Raw genomic sequence first — 13,772 nt, 5'->3', positions numbered from 1 at the left:
CAGGTGCGCGTTGTCCTAAACTTGTTTATACAGGTACATGCCCAGGATGATGCCGAGGAAGGAAAGCAGGTTCATCTTCACGGACAGGCCGAAGGTGATTTTGAGGAGGACGAGATCAAGGGTCAGCGGGGGATTGATGCCCGGCGTCAGGCTTGTGGCGAAGATGCTTTGAATCGTCCCATGTGGGGCAATGACCCGGAGGATTTCGCCCATCACGCCGCCGAGCAGCCCGCCGACCAGCATGAAGACCAACAGTAACCAGGCCGATTTCCTCATTCACAGGCTCGCGCGTTCTCGGATGCTGAGGGGAAAAGCGTAGTCGGGAAGAATGGCCGCACGATAACCGAAGCCCTTGAGCCTGTCAACAAATCCGGCTGATTTCCGGCAGGCGCTGGCAGGTGCTGGATTGCCTGGAAGGAGCCTCGACCAGACTCTATCTCCTCAACGATCCGATGCACTTTTCACCCGAAGGTCATCGGCGGGTCGCGGAGTTGATTCGGAAGAAGTTGCGCGAACGGGGTTTGATTTCAGGTGGGGGCTTGCTCGGGACTGATTCCATATCGAAAGATTTACAATTCCAGAGTAGTTCTGTGCCTAGAGTTATCTTGCACAAGCTGCTCATTCAGGCGGGATGTTGTACAACGCTGTCAAGTAGTTATGCGCCCTCTCGGCATAATAAGCCTTCATTCGAGGATTGAAGTTTGATCGTCCCGCCTCAATATCCTCAAGAAGTCGATGGAGGTCCTCGCGCAACTCGATCAACTTGAGATCTGCAGCTAACATAGCTGCGACCATGCTCTCAGGGGCTCTTCGGATCGCCAACCACGAGCGTAGCGCTTCAAGGGCTACCCCGCGTTCCTCGGGCTCGTGATCAAGAAGCCTCGCGGTGTGTTCTTTGAGATAGTCGTACGTTCGTTCTCCTGAATCCGGAGCTGGACTCCTATCCATGATGTACAACATCCAATCTATGAATTCGTCTTTGCTCATCTTTATTCTTGTAATTCTTGCAATTGCTTCAACCGCCCCTGGTCCTCTCGCGCAAGCAAAAGGAGAGCAAAAGTCAGAGCAAAAGGGTCAGGCATGAGTATTGACTTATTGGTTCAACGCCTTGCTCAGGTGGGCTTCCGCCTTGTCATCCCGCTGCATCGCATAACGACTGGCCAACCGGCTGATCATGGATGGGTCTCGTTGGAGCCGTCGTCCGAGCTCTTGGGTGCTGACCGCCCCCCACTCCCGCGCCAGATACACCAGCATGGCTCGTGCTGGGACCGGTGCCCGACGCCGTCCCGGGGCAAAGATGGCGTGGGGCATCACTCCATGTAGGTCGGCGATGGCGTGGAGTAGACGCTCAAAGGACACCCGTCGCGGTCGGGTGGTGACGGGATAGCGTTTCCCTGCTCGACGGCCGACCTCGGCCACAAACCGTGCATCTCCAAGAAACCGCTGGTCCACCGTCTCATAGTAGCGCTCGTCATGCCCCTGTCTGATCCCGGCTTTGAGAAATTGCAGATATGCCTGCCGGGCCGGCCCCAGTTGGCGGTGGAACTGGTCGAGCACCGTGGCCGATTGCACCTGCACGGTCCCTGACTCTCCCAGGTAGGCGCGGTGGCTGCTCCACTTATAAGACCAGGGGTTCAGGGGCGTCCGCAGACGGGCCGGATTCAGATGGAGATAGCGAACCAATTCCAGTAGATAGGCTTCCCGGTCACAGAGGATCGCCGTGTAGCGTCCTTGGAACAGGTGGCCGGTCTTACGATACCGGCGGTTGTAATATTGGCTGTATGTGAACTGAAGCGTCTGCATCGTACGGGAGAGCGGAACGATGCCGGTTTCGACTAGGAGGTGCACGTGATTCGCCATAAGAACGTAAGCATAGAGGGTCATGCCGTCGCGCTGGCGATACCGTTCAAGGCGATCCAGATAGGTCTGGTAATCGGCATCATCGTGAAAGAGCGCTGCCCGGCGGTTGCCCCTGGCAATGACGTGATAGAGCGCCCCCTCAAACTCCACGCGTGGCTTCCTGGGCATGCCGTGGAGCGTATGTCTTTGTACAATAACAAGTCAATACTCATGCCTGACCCCATACGCAGACCCCAGGCTCGCGCGTTCTCGGATGCTGAGGGGAAAAGCGTAGTCGGGAAGAATGGCCGCACGATAACCGAAGCCCTTGAGCCTGTCAACAAATCCGGCTGATTTCCGGCAGGCGCTGGCAGGTGCTGGATTGCCTGGAAGGAGCCTCGACCAGACTCTATCTCCTCAACGATCCGATGCACTTTTCACCCGAAGGTCATCGGCGGGTCGCGGAGTTGATTCGGAAGAAGTTGCGCGAACGGGGTTTGATTTCAGGTGGGGGCTTGCTCGGGACTGATTCCATATCGAAAGATTTACAATTCCAGAGTAGTTCTGTGCCTAGAGTTATCTTGCACAAGCTGCTCATTCAGGCGGGATGTTGTACAACGCTGTCAAGTAGTTATGCGCCCTCTCGGCATAATAAGCCTTCATTCGAGGATTGAAGTTTGATCGTCCCGCCTCAATATCCTCAAGAAGTCGATGGAGGTCCTCGCGCAACTCGATCAACTTGAGATCTGCAGCTAACATAGCTGCGACCATGCTCTCAGGGGCTCTTCGGATCGCCAACCACGAGCGTAGCGCTTCAAGGGCTACCCCGCGTTCCTCGGGCTCGTGATCAAGAAGCCTCGCGGTGTGTTCTTTGAGATAGTCGTACGTTCGTTCTCCTGAATCCGGAGCTGGACTCCTATCCATGATGTACAACATCCAATCTATGAATTCGTCTTTGCTCATCTTTATTCTTGTAATTCTTGCAATTGCTTCAACCGCCCCTGGTCCTCTCGCGCAAGCAAAAGGAGAGCAAAAGTCAGAGCAAAAGGGTCAGGCATGAGTATTGACTTATTGGTTCAACGCCTTGCTCAGGTGGGCTTCCGCCTTGTCATCCCGCTGCATCGCATAACGACTGGCCAACCGGCTGATCATGGATGGGTCTCGTTGGAGCCGTCGTCCGAGCTCTTGGGTGCTGACCGCCCCCCACTCCCGCGCCAGATACACCAGCATGGCTCGTGCTGGGACCGGTGCCCGACGCCGTCCCGGGGCAAAGATGGCGTGGGGCATCACTCCATGTAGGTCGGCGATGGCGTGGAGTAGACGCTCAAAGGACACCCGTCGCGGTCGGGTGGTGACGGGATAGCGTTTCCCTGCTCGACGGCCGACCTCGGCCACAAACCGTGCATCTCCAAGAAACCGCTGGTCCACCGTCTCATAGTAGCGCTCGTCATGCCCCTGTCTGATCCCGGCTTTGAGAAATTGCAGATATGCCTGCCGGGCCGGCCCCAGTTGGCGGTGGAACTGGTCGAGCACCGTGGCCGATTGCACCTGCACGGTCCCTGACTCTCCCAGGTAGGCGCGGTGGCTGCTCCACTTATAAGACCAGGGGTTCAGGGGCGTCCGCAGACGGGCCGGATTCAGATGGAGATAGCGAACCAATTCCAGTAGATAGGCTTCCCGGTCACAGAGGATCGCCGTGTAGCGTCCTTGGAACAGGTGGCCGGTCTTACGATACCGGCGGTTGTAATATTGGCTGTATGTGAACTGAAGCGTCTGCATCGTACGGGAGAGCGGAACGATGCCGGTTTCGACTAGGAGGTGCACGTGATTCGCCATAAGAACGTAAGCATAGAGGGTCATGCCGTCGCGCTGGCGATACCGTTCAAGGCGATCCAGATAGGTCTGGTAATCGGCATCATCGTGAAAGAGCGCTGCCCGGCGGTTGCCCCTGGCAATGACGTGATAGAGCGCCCCCTCAAACTCCACGCGTGGCTTCCTGGGCATGCCGTGGAGCGTATGTCTTTGTACAATAACAAGTCAATACTCATGCCTGACCCCATACGCAGACCCCATATGAATTCGTCTTTGCTCATCTTTATTCTTGTAATTGCTTCGACCGTCCCTGGACCTCTCGCGCAAGCAAGAAGATAAAGCAGCATGGCCTACGAAGGTACCAACAAGTCAATAGCCACGCCGGATTTCTTCGACCGGATTTCTTAGAGCGGTGGCGATGCGGGTGCCCCTGACAAAGAAGAATCGTCTGTCCTGATCCTGTGGCGTTCGGCGCTCGATCGGGTTTTCTTGATTATCACCCTCGGTAAAGATGCACGGAATTTCTCCCCTATTCTCCGGCTAAGCCCCCAACCGTGATGGACACGGAATCGGTCTGGACGCATGAGCAGCAGGCGACCGCATGGCATCAGCCTTGCGAGGTGATTCACCCAATGGGTGATTCGCCAACCAAGGAGGAGGTTGATGCCTGAGAAGCCGTTTGCGAGTCCTCGGCTGCCGTTCGAGATTGACGACCGCATTGATCCCCGTCTGGTCACCGCGCATGCGGGTGTGCCCTTGGTGATCGAGCTGTTTCGCCGCGTCGGAGCGGCGCAGGTCGTCGATGAGCAGGTCCGGATCAAACAGCGGCAGCGCGGCGTGACGTCGGCGCAGTGGGTGGAGACGCTGATCGCGCTGTGGGCGGCGGGCGGGGACCGCTGCCAGGACCTCACGACCCTGCGCGCCGATGCCGCACTGGCCGCCCTGCTGGGCTATGAGCTGCCCGCGGCCACCACGATGCGCGACTTCTTGGAGGCGTGTCATGTCGAGGATCTCCCGTTGCTGCGTGCTGGCGAGCAGACGGCCGTGCCCGAGGAGTCGGCGCCCTTGGCGGGCGTGGGGGCCGCGAACCGGCGCATCCTCGCCGCGGTGCAGCAGCAGATGCCGCAGCGCACCGCCACGCTGGATGTGGATGCCACGATCCTGGAAGCCCACAAGCGCACGGCGACGGTGACGTACGAGGGCACGTCGGGCTATCAACCCGTCGTGGTCGTCTGGGCCGAGCAGGACCTGGTCGTCCACGACGAATTCCGGGATGGGAACGTGCCGGCGGGCTGCGGCAACGTGCGCATCCTGGAGCGGGCCGTGGCGGCGTTGCCAGCCGGCGTGGAGCAGCTCTTCGTCCGGGGCGACAGCGCCCTGTATGAACAGGAGGTGCTGGCGTGGTGCGAGGAGCCGGCGCGAGGGATCGGCTACGCAATCAGCGCGGACATGAGCCCGCCGTTGCGGGCCGAGATCGAGCGGCTGCCGGGGACCGCCTGGCAACCAGACCGCGACGAGCCGGATATGATCCGCGAGTGGGCCGAGGTGCCCTCTGTCCCCGATGATAAGGACTACCGGAAGGGTCGGCCTTGCGCGCGGCGCTACTTGGCGATTCGCGTGCGACACCGCCAAGGCGAGCTGTTCGCGGATGGCAGCACCGCGAAACACTTCGCGATCGTGACCAACCGGGAGGGCGACGGTCGCTCCCTGATCCGCTGGCACCGAGAGAAGGCCGGGACGGTGGAGCATGTGCATCATGTCCTCAAGAACGAGTTGGCGGCAGAGGCCCTGCCCAGTGGGAAGTTTGGCGCCAATGCCGCCTGGTTCCGGCTCAACGTGCTCACGTATAACCTGCTCAGCGCGTTGAAGCGCCTCGCGCTACCCGGAGATTTCTCCGACGCCCGGCCGAAGCGGCTGCGGTTTCTGGTGTTCAATACGGTCGGCACAGTCATCCATCATGCCCGCCGCACGCTCTTGCGCCTCACAGCAGCGGTCCAACAGACCCTTTTGGCCTTGGCGCGAAGCAAAATCCTGGCGCTCAGCCCTGCTTAGCCGGAGAATAGGGGTCTCTTTGACGCCTTGACTTTCAGCATCCTGTTGTCTACACTGCCCGATGGTCTTTTTCCTGAAATTCCGACACGATACGTAAGCGATACCTAAAAATAGCCCGACGAGCAGGATAGGTGTGCCCGTGCTGGATGCCTTAAGCCAGAAATTCGAGACCATTCTCCGGAAGCTTCGGGGGCAGGGTGTGCTCACTGAGGCCAACATTGCGGAGGCTCTCAAGGAAGTTCGCCTGGCGCTGCTCGAAGCGGACGTGAACTTCAAGGTGGTCAAGGACTTCATCGAGCGGGTCCGTGTGAAAGCGGTCGGGCAGGAGGTCTTGCAGAGCCTGACTCCCGGACACCAGGTCGTCAAGATCGTCTGGGAAGAGCTGGGCGAGATGATGGGGAAGGAGCAGGCCGGTCTGAAACTGGCCTCGGTCCCTCCCACGATCATCATGATGGTAGGGTTGCAGGGGGCCGGCAAGACGACGACCTGCGGCAAGCTCGCGCGATGGTTCAAGAACCAGGGCCGTCGCGTGCTCCTTGTGGCGGCCGATCCGCGGCGGCCGGCGGCGGGCGACCAGTTGTCCAATCTCGGGGCGTCGCTGGGCGTAGACGTGCACCGGGCCGACCGGGTCGATGCGACCCAGCGGGATGTGGTGCAGATCTGCCGCGAGGGAACGGAGCGGGGCAGGGACAAGGGCTACGACGTCGTGATTCTGGACACAGGCGGGCGCCTGCATATCGACGATGAGCTGATGCACGAGCTGGTGGCGGTGAAACAGGCCGTTCTCCCGCAGGAAGTCCTGCTCGTGGCCGACGCGATGACGGGGCAGGATGCGGTCTCGATGGCCGGGCAGTTCGACCAGCAGGTGGGGCTGACCGGCGTGATCCTGACGAAGACCGAAGGCGATGCGCGCGGCGGCGCCGTCCTGTCCATCCGCGCGGTGACCGGGAAGCCGATCAAGTTCCTCGGGGTGGGCGAGAAGCTCGATGCGCTGGAACTGTTCCACCCGGATCGGATGGCCTCCCGGATCCTGGGCATGGGGGACGTGCTGACCCTCATCGAAAAGGCGCAGGAGACCTATTCGCAGGAACAGGCCGAGGTCGCCCGCAAGACATTGAGCGGCAAGACGCTGACGTTCGACGATTTTCGCGACCAGATCAAGCAGGTCAACAAGCTGGGGAGCATGGAGCAGATTCTCGGCATGCTGCCGGGCGGCCAGCGGCTGCGCGACATGATGAACGGCGACGCGATGCCGGACAAGGAGATCGGCCGGATCGTGGCCATCATCGATTCCATGACGGCGCAGGAGCGCCGCGACCACACGTTGCTCAACGGCAGCCGCAAGAAGCGCATCGCGCGCGGCAGCGGCACCAGCGTGCAGGAAGTCAACCGGCTCATCAAGCAGTTTCTCAGCGCGAGAAAGCTTGTCAAAGCCATCAGCGGGCCGGGTGGCCGCCGCAATCTGCTGCAGGCCCTCCGGACGATGTAGTTCAACGCAACCAGGAAGCTCGCTTCCCAGAACAAAGGAGATTCACGTGGCCGTTCATTTACGACTCGCGCGCGCAGGGCGACATAAACTTCCCCTCTACCGGCTGGTGGCCGCCGATTCCCGGTGTCCCAGAGACGGCCGGTACATCGAGGTGCTGGGGACCTACAATCCGTTGAAGAACCCTGCCGTGGCGGAGATCAAGCAGGAGCGCGTGCTGGACTGGATTAAGAAGGGGGCCCAGCCGACCGTGACGGTGCGGACGATTCTCCGTCGCGCCGGCCTGTTGGCATCTACTCCTGCGCCCCGTGCCGCTGAAAAGCCTCGGTAGCTCGGTCGTCTCATCGATCAGGATTCGGGAATTTGGACCTTGAGCGCTTCCGGTAGTCAGCCGCCCGCGGGAGCCCGTGGGGATATTGGTGATGAAGGGACCTACAGATATCATGGAAGCCGAGTTGGTCGTGATCGGGGCAATCGAGCGCCCGTTCGGCGTCAAGGGTGCGATCAAGGTCCGGTCGCTCAGCGACGTGTCAAGCCGGTTCGAGTCGTTGGATCAGGTGGTCTTGACCTCTCTGGAAGGAAAACGAGTGGAGACGAGGGTGACGGAGGTGCGGGGCGGGGGCGACCGCTACATTCTGAGCGTCGAAGCCCTGCGCTCGCCGGAAGAGGCCGGAGCATTTCGGGGTGGATACCTCTATGCCGAGCGGTGGGCCGCGGCGAATATGGCGTTGCCGGACGCACCCTTGCAATGTGATCTGATCGGACTCTCCGTCGTGGACGAGCAGGGCCATCCGGTGGGGCGGTTAGAAGAAGTCATCGAGACGGCCGGCGGCCATCTGCTCGTCGTGCGGAGCGGCAAGCGGGAGGCGATGGTGCCGGCGGTAAAAGAGTTCGTCGCCCAGGTGGATCTGGCAAGTCGTCAGGTGACCATTCACGCCATTCCCGGACTGCTCGACGACCTGTATGAGGATGGAAAGGTCGGCGCCCATGCGTGGTGAGGTGCTCACGCTGTTTCCCGACCTGGTCTCGGGAGTGCTGGGGCAGAGCATGCTGAAGCGCGCCCAGGAGAAGGGCCTGCTGGCGGTCCGGGTGCGGAATTTGCGCGACTATACGGAGGATCGTCACAAGGTGGCTGACGATGCCCCCTATGGCGGCGGCGGCGGCATGGTGCTGAAGCCGGAGCCGTTTGTGCGCGCCGTGGAAGCCCTGCAAGCCGGTGCGGAAGAACAGGGGGAGCCCTCCGGTCTGCGGGTGATCATGCCGTCGCCCCAGGGACGGCCGTTCAGCCAACAGATCGCTCAGGAGTTGAGCGAGGAAGCACGGACAATCGTGTTTTTGTGCGGGCACTACGAAGGCATTGACGAGCGGGTGCGGCTCAGCCTCAAGCCGGAGGAAATCTCGATCGGGGACTATGTGCTCACCGGCGGCGAATTGGCCGCGCTGGTGATGATCGATGCCGCCACCCGGTTGATTCCGGGCGTTCTGGGTGATCCAGACTCCGCCTTGCGGGACTCCTTTCAGGAGCCGCTGCTGGACTATCCGCACTATACGCGGCCGCCTGAGTTTCGCGGGTTGGCTGTTCCGGAGATTTTGCTCTCCGGGAATCATGAGCACATTCGACGATGGCGACGGAAGGAGGCCTTGCGCAGTACCTACGTCAAGCGTCCGGATTTGTTACGGGATCGGGTTCTCTCAGCCGAAGACCGTAGGCTGTTGGACGAAATACTTCACGAACGAACCCCCTCGACGACGGTCGAGTGTGGGGAGGAGGGGTAGGAACATGAATCGCTTGGAACGGCTGAACCGGTCTTTGGTCAAGAAGGACCAGCCTAAATTTGAGATTGGCGACACGGTGCGGGTGCATGTGACGGTGAGCGAAGGCGACAAGGACCGCATTCAGGTCTATGAGGGCGTCGTGATCAGCCGCAAAGGGGGCGGCAACGCCGAAACGTTCACTGTGCGGAAGATTTCCTACGGCGTCGGCGTCGAGCGGATTTTCCCGGTGCATTCGCCGATCATCGCCAAGATCGACGTGGTGCGGCAGGGACGTGTCCGCCGCGCCAAGCTCTATTATTTGAGAGGCAAGAAGGGCAAGACGGCGAAGGTCGCGGAGCGGGAGTATTCGCCCGAAGGCAAGAGCGGCGTGGGGGAAGCGAAACTGGCCGCGCCCGCTGCGAAGGCATAGACTTGGCTTGAACGGCGGCGGCACCGGCCAATCTCCGGGGAAGCCGGCCCGACGCCGAGAGACGCTGCGTGGAGCCCACCCACGAATTCGAGTCCGAAGCACGCCGGTGCGGCTATCGCCTGGTCGCCGGCCTTGACGAAGCCGGCCGCGGGCCGTTGGCCGGTCCGGTTGTTGCCGCAGCGGTCATCCTGCCCGCGCGTGTCAAACTTCCCGGCGTCGCCGATTCGAAGTTGTTGACCGAACCGGTTCGGACGAAGCTCTTCGAGGACATCCGGCTCCGTGCCCTGGCCGTGGGAGTCGGGCAGGTGTCCGAACAGGAGATCGACCGCCTCAACATCCTCGAAGCGACGCGCCTGGCCATGTCCCGGGCCCTGCTCTGCTTACAGGCCGCCCCGGACTTTCTGCTCTTGGACGCCATCGTGCTTCCGAACGTGCCGATTCCTCAACGCCCCATCATCAAGGGCGATCAACTCTCCCTGTCCGTGGCGGCGGCCTCGATTGTTGCCAAGGTGGCGCGGGATCGGCTGATGGAACAGTATCACCGCCTCTATCCCCAGTATAATTTTCGCGACCATAAGGGGTATGGCACCCCCGAGCACCTCCACTTGCTGAAACTCCATGGACCGAGCCCCATCCATCGGCGGACCTTCGCGCCGGTGGAGCGGATCGAGACGGACCTGCTGCCGTTCGACGGGCCTGATGAACAGTGTGCGGCCCAGACACGTGCTCCCTTGTAACAGGCCGGGTAACAGGTCTGTCGCCGGCCGAGCCGATGAGCGGGTTGTGTGAATCCGAACCATGACGACCAAACAGGAGGCCCGGGGATTCGGCCAGCAGAGCGAACATCTGGCCGAACGCCATTTGCTCCGGAAAGGCTACCGTTTGGTCGCCCGCAACGTGCGGCTGCCGCAGGGCGAAGTCGATCTGATCGTCCGGCAGGGAGCCGTGTTGGTGTTCGTGGAAGTGAAGGCCCGCCGCTCCGCGGCGATGGGGGGCGCCGCCTACGCCGTGACGCCGGCCAAGCAACGCCGGCTCGCGCAACTGGCGGCCCAGTACCTGTCGATCCATCGGCTTGAGGATCAGGTCTGCCGCTTTGATGTAGTGCTCGTTGAACAACCCTGTGACGCTCCGGCGACGGTCACCCACATTGAGAACGCCTTTGAGGTGTCGGCACAGCATCTCCGGTGCTAGCCCACATTATTCATGACCGCTTCTACTGCAACCGCCAACACGCCGCTGCGACAAGCTTGGCTGCCTGTTTCCGGCAACCAAGCGGGCAGGCGCTCGCCGCTCGGTCGGTCGACATACTGTTTCAAGTATGCCTTCCTCCCTCGCGTCTCTGCGTGCCCGTCTCGCATGGCGTCTTGGCGGTTTCGTCACGAACCGTCATGAATAATGTGGGCTAGGAGCCTATCCGACATTGCCGTTCGTGACGAGGTGAAGGAGGTGCTGGCAGATGCAAGGCCGCAGGCCACGAAAACCCGGAAGCGTATTCGCTGGAATACGTTGAGGATGTTTCGGGGCCGAGAACGAAGCAGATGCCGGTACATCGTTCGCCGCAGTAGAAAGGTCAATGTCGGACAGGCTCCTAGGCCGGCATCCGGGTACGATCGGTCCGGCGCGCGGGCGTCTGCATGATCCAACTGTTCCACGTCTCCAAGGCCTATGGGCGATGCCAGGCGCTGTCCGATATCAATTTGGAGATCGGCAAGGGCGAGTTCGTGCTCCTGATGGGTGGCAGCGGAGCGGGAAAGACCACCCTCCTCAAGCTGCTGTTCGGAGGAGAACAGGCGGACGAGGGACAACTGCTGATTCAGGGACAGAATATCGGGAAACTGTCTCCGCGCGAGGTTCCGCTCCTCCGGCGCCGGATGGGCATCGTGCTCCAGGATTTCCGGCTCCTGCCGAAACGAACGGTCTACGAGAATGTGGCGCTTCCGCTGGTGGTGGCGGGCGCCTCGGGCGCGGATACCAGGCGGAAGGTGTCGGAGGCCTTGCGGTCGGTCGGCGTCGAGCACAAGAAGGAGCAATTGCCCCCCAGTCTGTCGGCAGGGGAACAGCAGCGGGTCTGCATCGCCCGGGCGATCGTGAACAGTCCGCTGATCCTGCTGGCCGACGAGCCGACCGGGAACCTGGACCCGCATTTGACGTCGGAGATCATCGAGCTCTTCAAAATGATCAACGCCCGCGGCACGACGGTGATCCTGGCGACCCACGACCCGCAGGTGATGAAGCAGGTCAACCGGCGCGTCGTCACCATGCAACATGGTAAGCTGGTCGGCGATCAACGGGACGGGGCATGAGACGACTCGGCTATCTGCTTCGGGAAGCCTGGGCGAACATCCGGTTGAACCGGACGACCAGCCTCGTCGCGGTCGTGACGACCGGCTTCACCCTGGCCTGCCTCGGGGTGTTCCTCTTGATCTATCTGAACGTGCGGGGAATGGCGGCCTCGCTGGCCAATGAAATCAAGGTCATCGTGTTCTTGCAAGAGAACCTGTCCGACTCTCAGTTGGCCGAACTGCGACAGCAATTGGAGCGGGAACAGGCCGTGGCCGCCCTCTCCTTCGTCTCCAAGGATCAGGCGCTGGCAGATTTCCGGGAGCAGTTCCCGTCCGACTTCGAACTGCTGGAAGGGCTCGGCGAGAATCCCCTTCCGGCGTCGTTTGCGGTCACGCTCGCCCCGCGCTTTCGCTCGCCTGAATTCGTGCGGCGGTGGGCCGAGCAATTCAAGGCGCTGCCGGGGGTCGCCCAAGTGGAGTATAGCCAGGATTGGGTGGAGAATTTGACGGGGCTGTTGCGGAATCTGGAGGGTTTGGCGCTCAGCGTCGGCTTGATCCTCTCCGTCGCGTCTGTGACGATTATCGGCAGTACGATCCGCCTGACCTTGCATGCGCGGCGCGATGAGGTCCAGATCCTGCGGCTGGTGGGGGCGTCCGGGAGTTTTCTCCGGCTGCCCTATCTGATAGAAGGAGCCATGCTGGGGGGAGCCGGCAGCCTCCTGGCTCTCGGCATTCTGAAGGGCGGTTTCGAGCTGTTTCGCCTGAAGCTCGGCACGGCCTCCCAGTTGCTGGGCCCGCAGCCCTGGCTGAGTTATTTCCCGGGACACGTGAAGGGTGTGTTGATCGTGGCCGGGGTGCTCTTGGGCGCTGTCGGGAGTTTTTTGTCCATCATGCGGATGCGGGAGGCGGCAAGCCTGTGATGCCAAGGTTGATCTCGGCCTGGCTCGGATTGGCGCTCTGCGCGGGATTGGCCGCGCCCGTTTGGGCCGGGAAGGAGGGCGACGGGCTGTCGCAGAAGATCGAGCGCGAGCGCCAGAACCTCCAGAAGCTCAAGAGCCGGATTCAAGAAGAAAAGCAGCATGCCGACGCGGCGGAACGGCAGCGCGAATCCGTGCTGCAAAATCTGCAACAGCTCGATCAACGAGTCGTCAAATTACGCCAGGAACGGCAAGAGGTCACTCGCCAAGTGGCCAAGAAAGATCAGGAGATCACCGAACTCAACGGCCAGTTGGCCGAACTCAGGGGCCGCACGACCGAACATCAGGAGGCGATTCTGGCCAGGGCCCGGCTGCAATACATTCAAGGGCAGTGGGGGCCGATGAAGCTCCTGCTGGCGGCCCAGTCGTACAGCGACTTCCAACGCCGTTTTCAGTATCTCTCCACGCTGTCCCGGCGGGAATATGCGATGGTGGAATCCTACCGGACGGATATGACCCGCCTGGAAGCGGCCGAGCGACAGCGGGCGCTGGTCCGGGAGGAGATGGTGGCGTACCAGTTGCTGACCGACAAGAAAATCCGCGAGATCCGGGACCTCCGCAGCCAGAAGCGCCAGTATCTGAAAAAGGTGACCTATCAAAAGGAGTCCTATCAGCGAGTGATCGATGAGCTGGAACGGTCCGCGGGCCGCGTCGACAGTCTCTTGAACGAGCTGGAACAGCGACGCAAGCTGGCGAGGGCGAAGCCGCCGGCGGCGCTGCCCGGCGCGGGGCGGAAGTTCAAGGGGGTGCTCCCATGGCCGGTACAGGGCGAGGTGGTGTCCCTATTCGGCCGGCAGAAGCATCCGACGTTTGAAACCTACATCCAACGCAAGGGGATCGAGATCCGGTCCGCCGAAGGCAGCGCGATCAAGTGCGTGATGCCGGGCACGGTGGTCTATGCCGATTGGTTGAAGGGCTACGGGCAGGTGGTGATCGTCGACCATCAAAACGGGTACTTCTCGCTGTACGCGCATGCCTCGAAACTTCTGGCCAACGTGGGCGACCGGGTCGAGACCGGGCAGGCGCTGGGCGAGACCGGGGATACTGGGATGACAGGCGACAGCACGTTATACTTTGAACTACGGGAAGGCGCGGAGGCGGTGGACCCCCTTCTCTGGCTGGCCAAACGCTAACGACGT

15 protein-coding genes and 1 pseudogene are annotated in these 13,772 nt (G+C 61.4%); 11 read left to right on the top strand and 5 right to left on the bottom strand.

Going from position 1 to position 13,772, the window contains the following annotated elements:
* Nucleotides 1-15 precede the first annotated feature (15 nt).
* The 5 genes from QWI75_RS15355 to QWI75_RS15335 form a co-directional block, all read right to left on the bottom strand.
* The gene (locus QWI75_RS15355; RefSeq protein WP_289269460.1) at nt 16-276 is read right to left on the bottom strand and encodes a DUF4321 domain-containing protein; all 261 of its coding nucleotides are present in this window, start codon (nt 274-276) and stop codon (nt 16-18) included.
* Between the two features lie 342 nt (nt 277-618).
* Nucleotides 619-987 carry a hypothetical protein gene (locus QWI75_RS15350; protein ID WP_289269459.1) on the bottom strand — a complete coding sequence of 123 codons (369 nt, stop codon included), beginning with the start codon at nt 985-987 and terminating at the stop codon, nt 619-621.
* A 105-nt stretch (nt 988-1,092) separates the two neighbouring features.
* Entirely contained in the window at nt 1,093-2,010 is a 918-nt protein-coding gene (locus QWI75_RS15345; RefSeq protein ID WP_289269458.1) for a transposase, read from the bottom strand.
* 423 nt (nt 2,011-2,433) lie between these two features.
* Nucleotides 2,434-2,802 carry a hypothetical protein gene (locus QWI75_RS15340; protein ID WP_289269459.1) on the bottom strand — a complete coding sequence of 123 codons (369 nt, stop codon included), beginning with the start codon at nt 2,800-2,802 and terminating at the stop codon, nt 2,434-2,436.
* A 105-nt stretch (nt 2,803-2,907) separates the two neighbouring features.
* Entirely contained in the window at nt 2,908-3,825 is a 918-nt protein-coding gene (locus QWI75_RS15335; RefSeq protein ID WP_289269458.1) for a transposase, read from the bottom strand.
* A 489-nt stretch (nt 3,826-4,314) separates the two neighbouring features.
* Between QWI75_RS15335 and QWI75_RS15330 the strand changes: the two genes are divergently transcribed.
* The 11 genes and pseudogenes from QWI75_RS15330 (at nt 4,315) to QWI75_RS15280 (ending at nt 13,766) form a co-directional block, all read left to right on the top strand.
* A complete protein-coding gene (locus tag QWI75_RS15330) occupies nt 4,315-5,703 on the top strand; it encodes an IS1380 family transposase (RefSeq protein ID WP_289269371.1) in 1,389 nt (462 codons plus the stop codon).
* 139 nt (nt 5,704-5,842) lie between these two features.
* Nucleotides 5,843-7,192 carry a signal recognition particle protein gene (gene ffh, locus QWI75_RS15325; RefSeq protein WP_289269457.1) on the top strand — a complete coding sequence of 450 codons (1,350 nt, stop codon included), beginning with the start codon at nt 5,843-5,845 and terminating at the stop codon, nt 7,190-7,192.
* Between the two features lie 46 nt (nt 7,193-7,238).
* Nucleotides 7,239-7,520 (top strand): 30S ribosomal protein S16, encoded by a 282-nt coding sequence (gene rpsP, locus QWI75_RS15320; RefSeq protein ID WP_289269456.1) that lies wholly within the window; start codon nt 7,239-7,241, stop codon nt 7,518-7,520.
* 91 nt (nt 7,521-7,611) lie between these two features.
* Nucleotides 7,612-8,187: a ribosome maturation factor RimM gene (rimM, locus tag QWI75_RS15315; protein WP_289269455.1), complete on the top strand. Its 576-nt coding sequence runs from the start codon at nt 7,612-7,614 to the stop codon at nt 8,185-8,187.
* Nucleotides 8,177-8,965 carry a tRNA (guanosine(37)-N1)-methyltransferase TrmD gene (trmD, locus tag QWI75_RS15310; protein ID WP_289269454.1) on the top strand — a complete coding sequence of 263 codons (789 nt, stop codon included), beginning with the start codon at nt 8,177-8,179 and terminating at the stop codon, nt 8,963-8,965. The genes rimM and trmD overlap by 11 nt, the downstream gene beginning before the upstream one ends.
* A 4-nt stretch (nt 8,966-8,969) precedes the next feature.
* Nucleotides 8,970-9,374 carry a 50S ribosomal protein L19 gene (gene rplS, locus QWI75_RS15305; RefSeq protein WP_289269453.1) on the top strand — a complete coding sequence of 135 codons (405 nt, stop codon included), beginning with the start codon at nt 8,970-8,972 and terminating at the stop codon, nt 9,372-9,374.
* A gap of 65 nt (nt 9,375-9,439) precedes the next feature.
* Nucleotides 9,440-10,111 (top strand): annotated as a pseudogene (gene rnhB / locus QWI75_RS15300) (ribonuclease HII); the annotation flags it as partial.
* Between the two features lie 61 nt (nt 10,112-10,172).
* Nucleotides 10,173-10,565: a YraN family protein gene (locus tag QWI75_RS15295; protein WP_289269452.1), complete on the top strand. Its 393-nt coding sequence runs from the start codon at nt 10,173-10,175 to the stop codon at nt 10,563-10,565.
* A gap of 443 nt (nt 10,566-11,008) precedes the next feature.
* Nucleotides 11,009-11,677, top strand: a complete 669-nt coding sequence (gene ftsE / locus QWI75_RS15290) for a cell division ATP-binding protein FtsE (protein ID WP_289269451.1) — start codon at nt 11,009-11,011, stop codon at nt 11,675-11,677.
* The gene (locus QWI75_RS15285) at nt 11,674-12,576 is read left to right on the top strand and encodes a cell division protein FtsX (protein ID WP_289269450.1); all 903 of its coding nucleotides are present in this window, start codon (nt 11,674-11,676) and stop codon (nt 12,574-12,576) included. Before ftsE ends, QWI75_RS15285 begins: the two co-directional genes overlap by 4 nt.
* On the top strand, nt 12,576-13,766 hold the full coding sequence (locus tag QWI75_RS15280; RefSeq protein ID WP_289269449.1) for a murein hydrolase activator EnvC family protein: 1,191 nt from the start codon (nt 12,576-12,578) through the stop codon (nt 13,764-13,766). The genes QWI75_RS15285 and QWI75_RS15280 overlap by 1 nt, the downstream gene beginning before the upstream one ends.
* Nucleotides 13,767-13,772: the final 6 nt, after the last annotated feature.

The organism is Nitrospira tepida (genome assembly GCF_947241125.1).
In the GTDB taxonomy this organism is placed as follows: domain Bacteria; phylum Nitrospirota; class Nitrospiria; order Nitrospirales; family Nitrospiraceae; genus Nitrospira_G; species Nitrospira_G tepida.
This window is presented reverse-complemented; position numbering and strand designations above follow the sequence as displayed.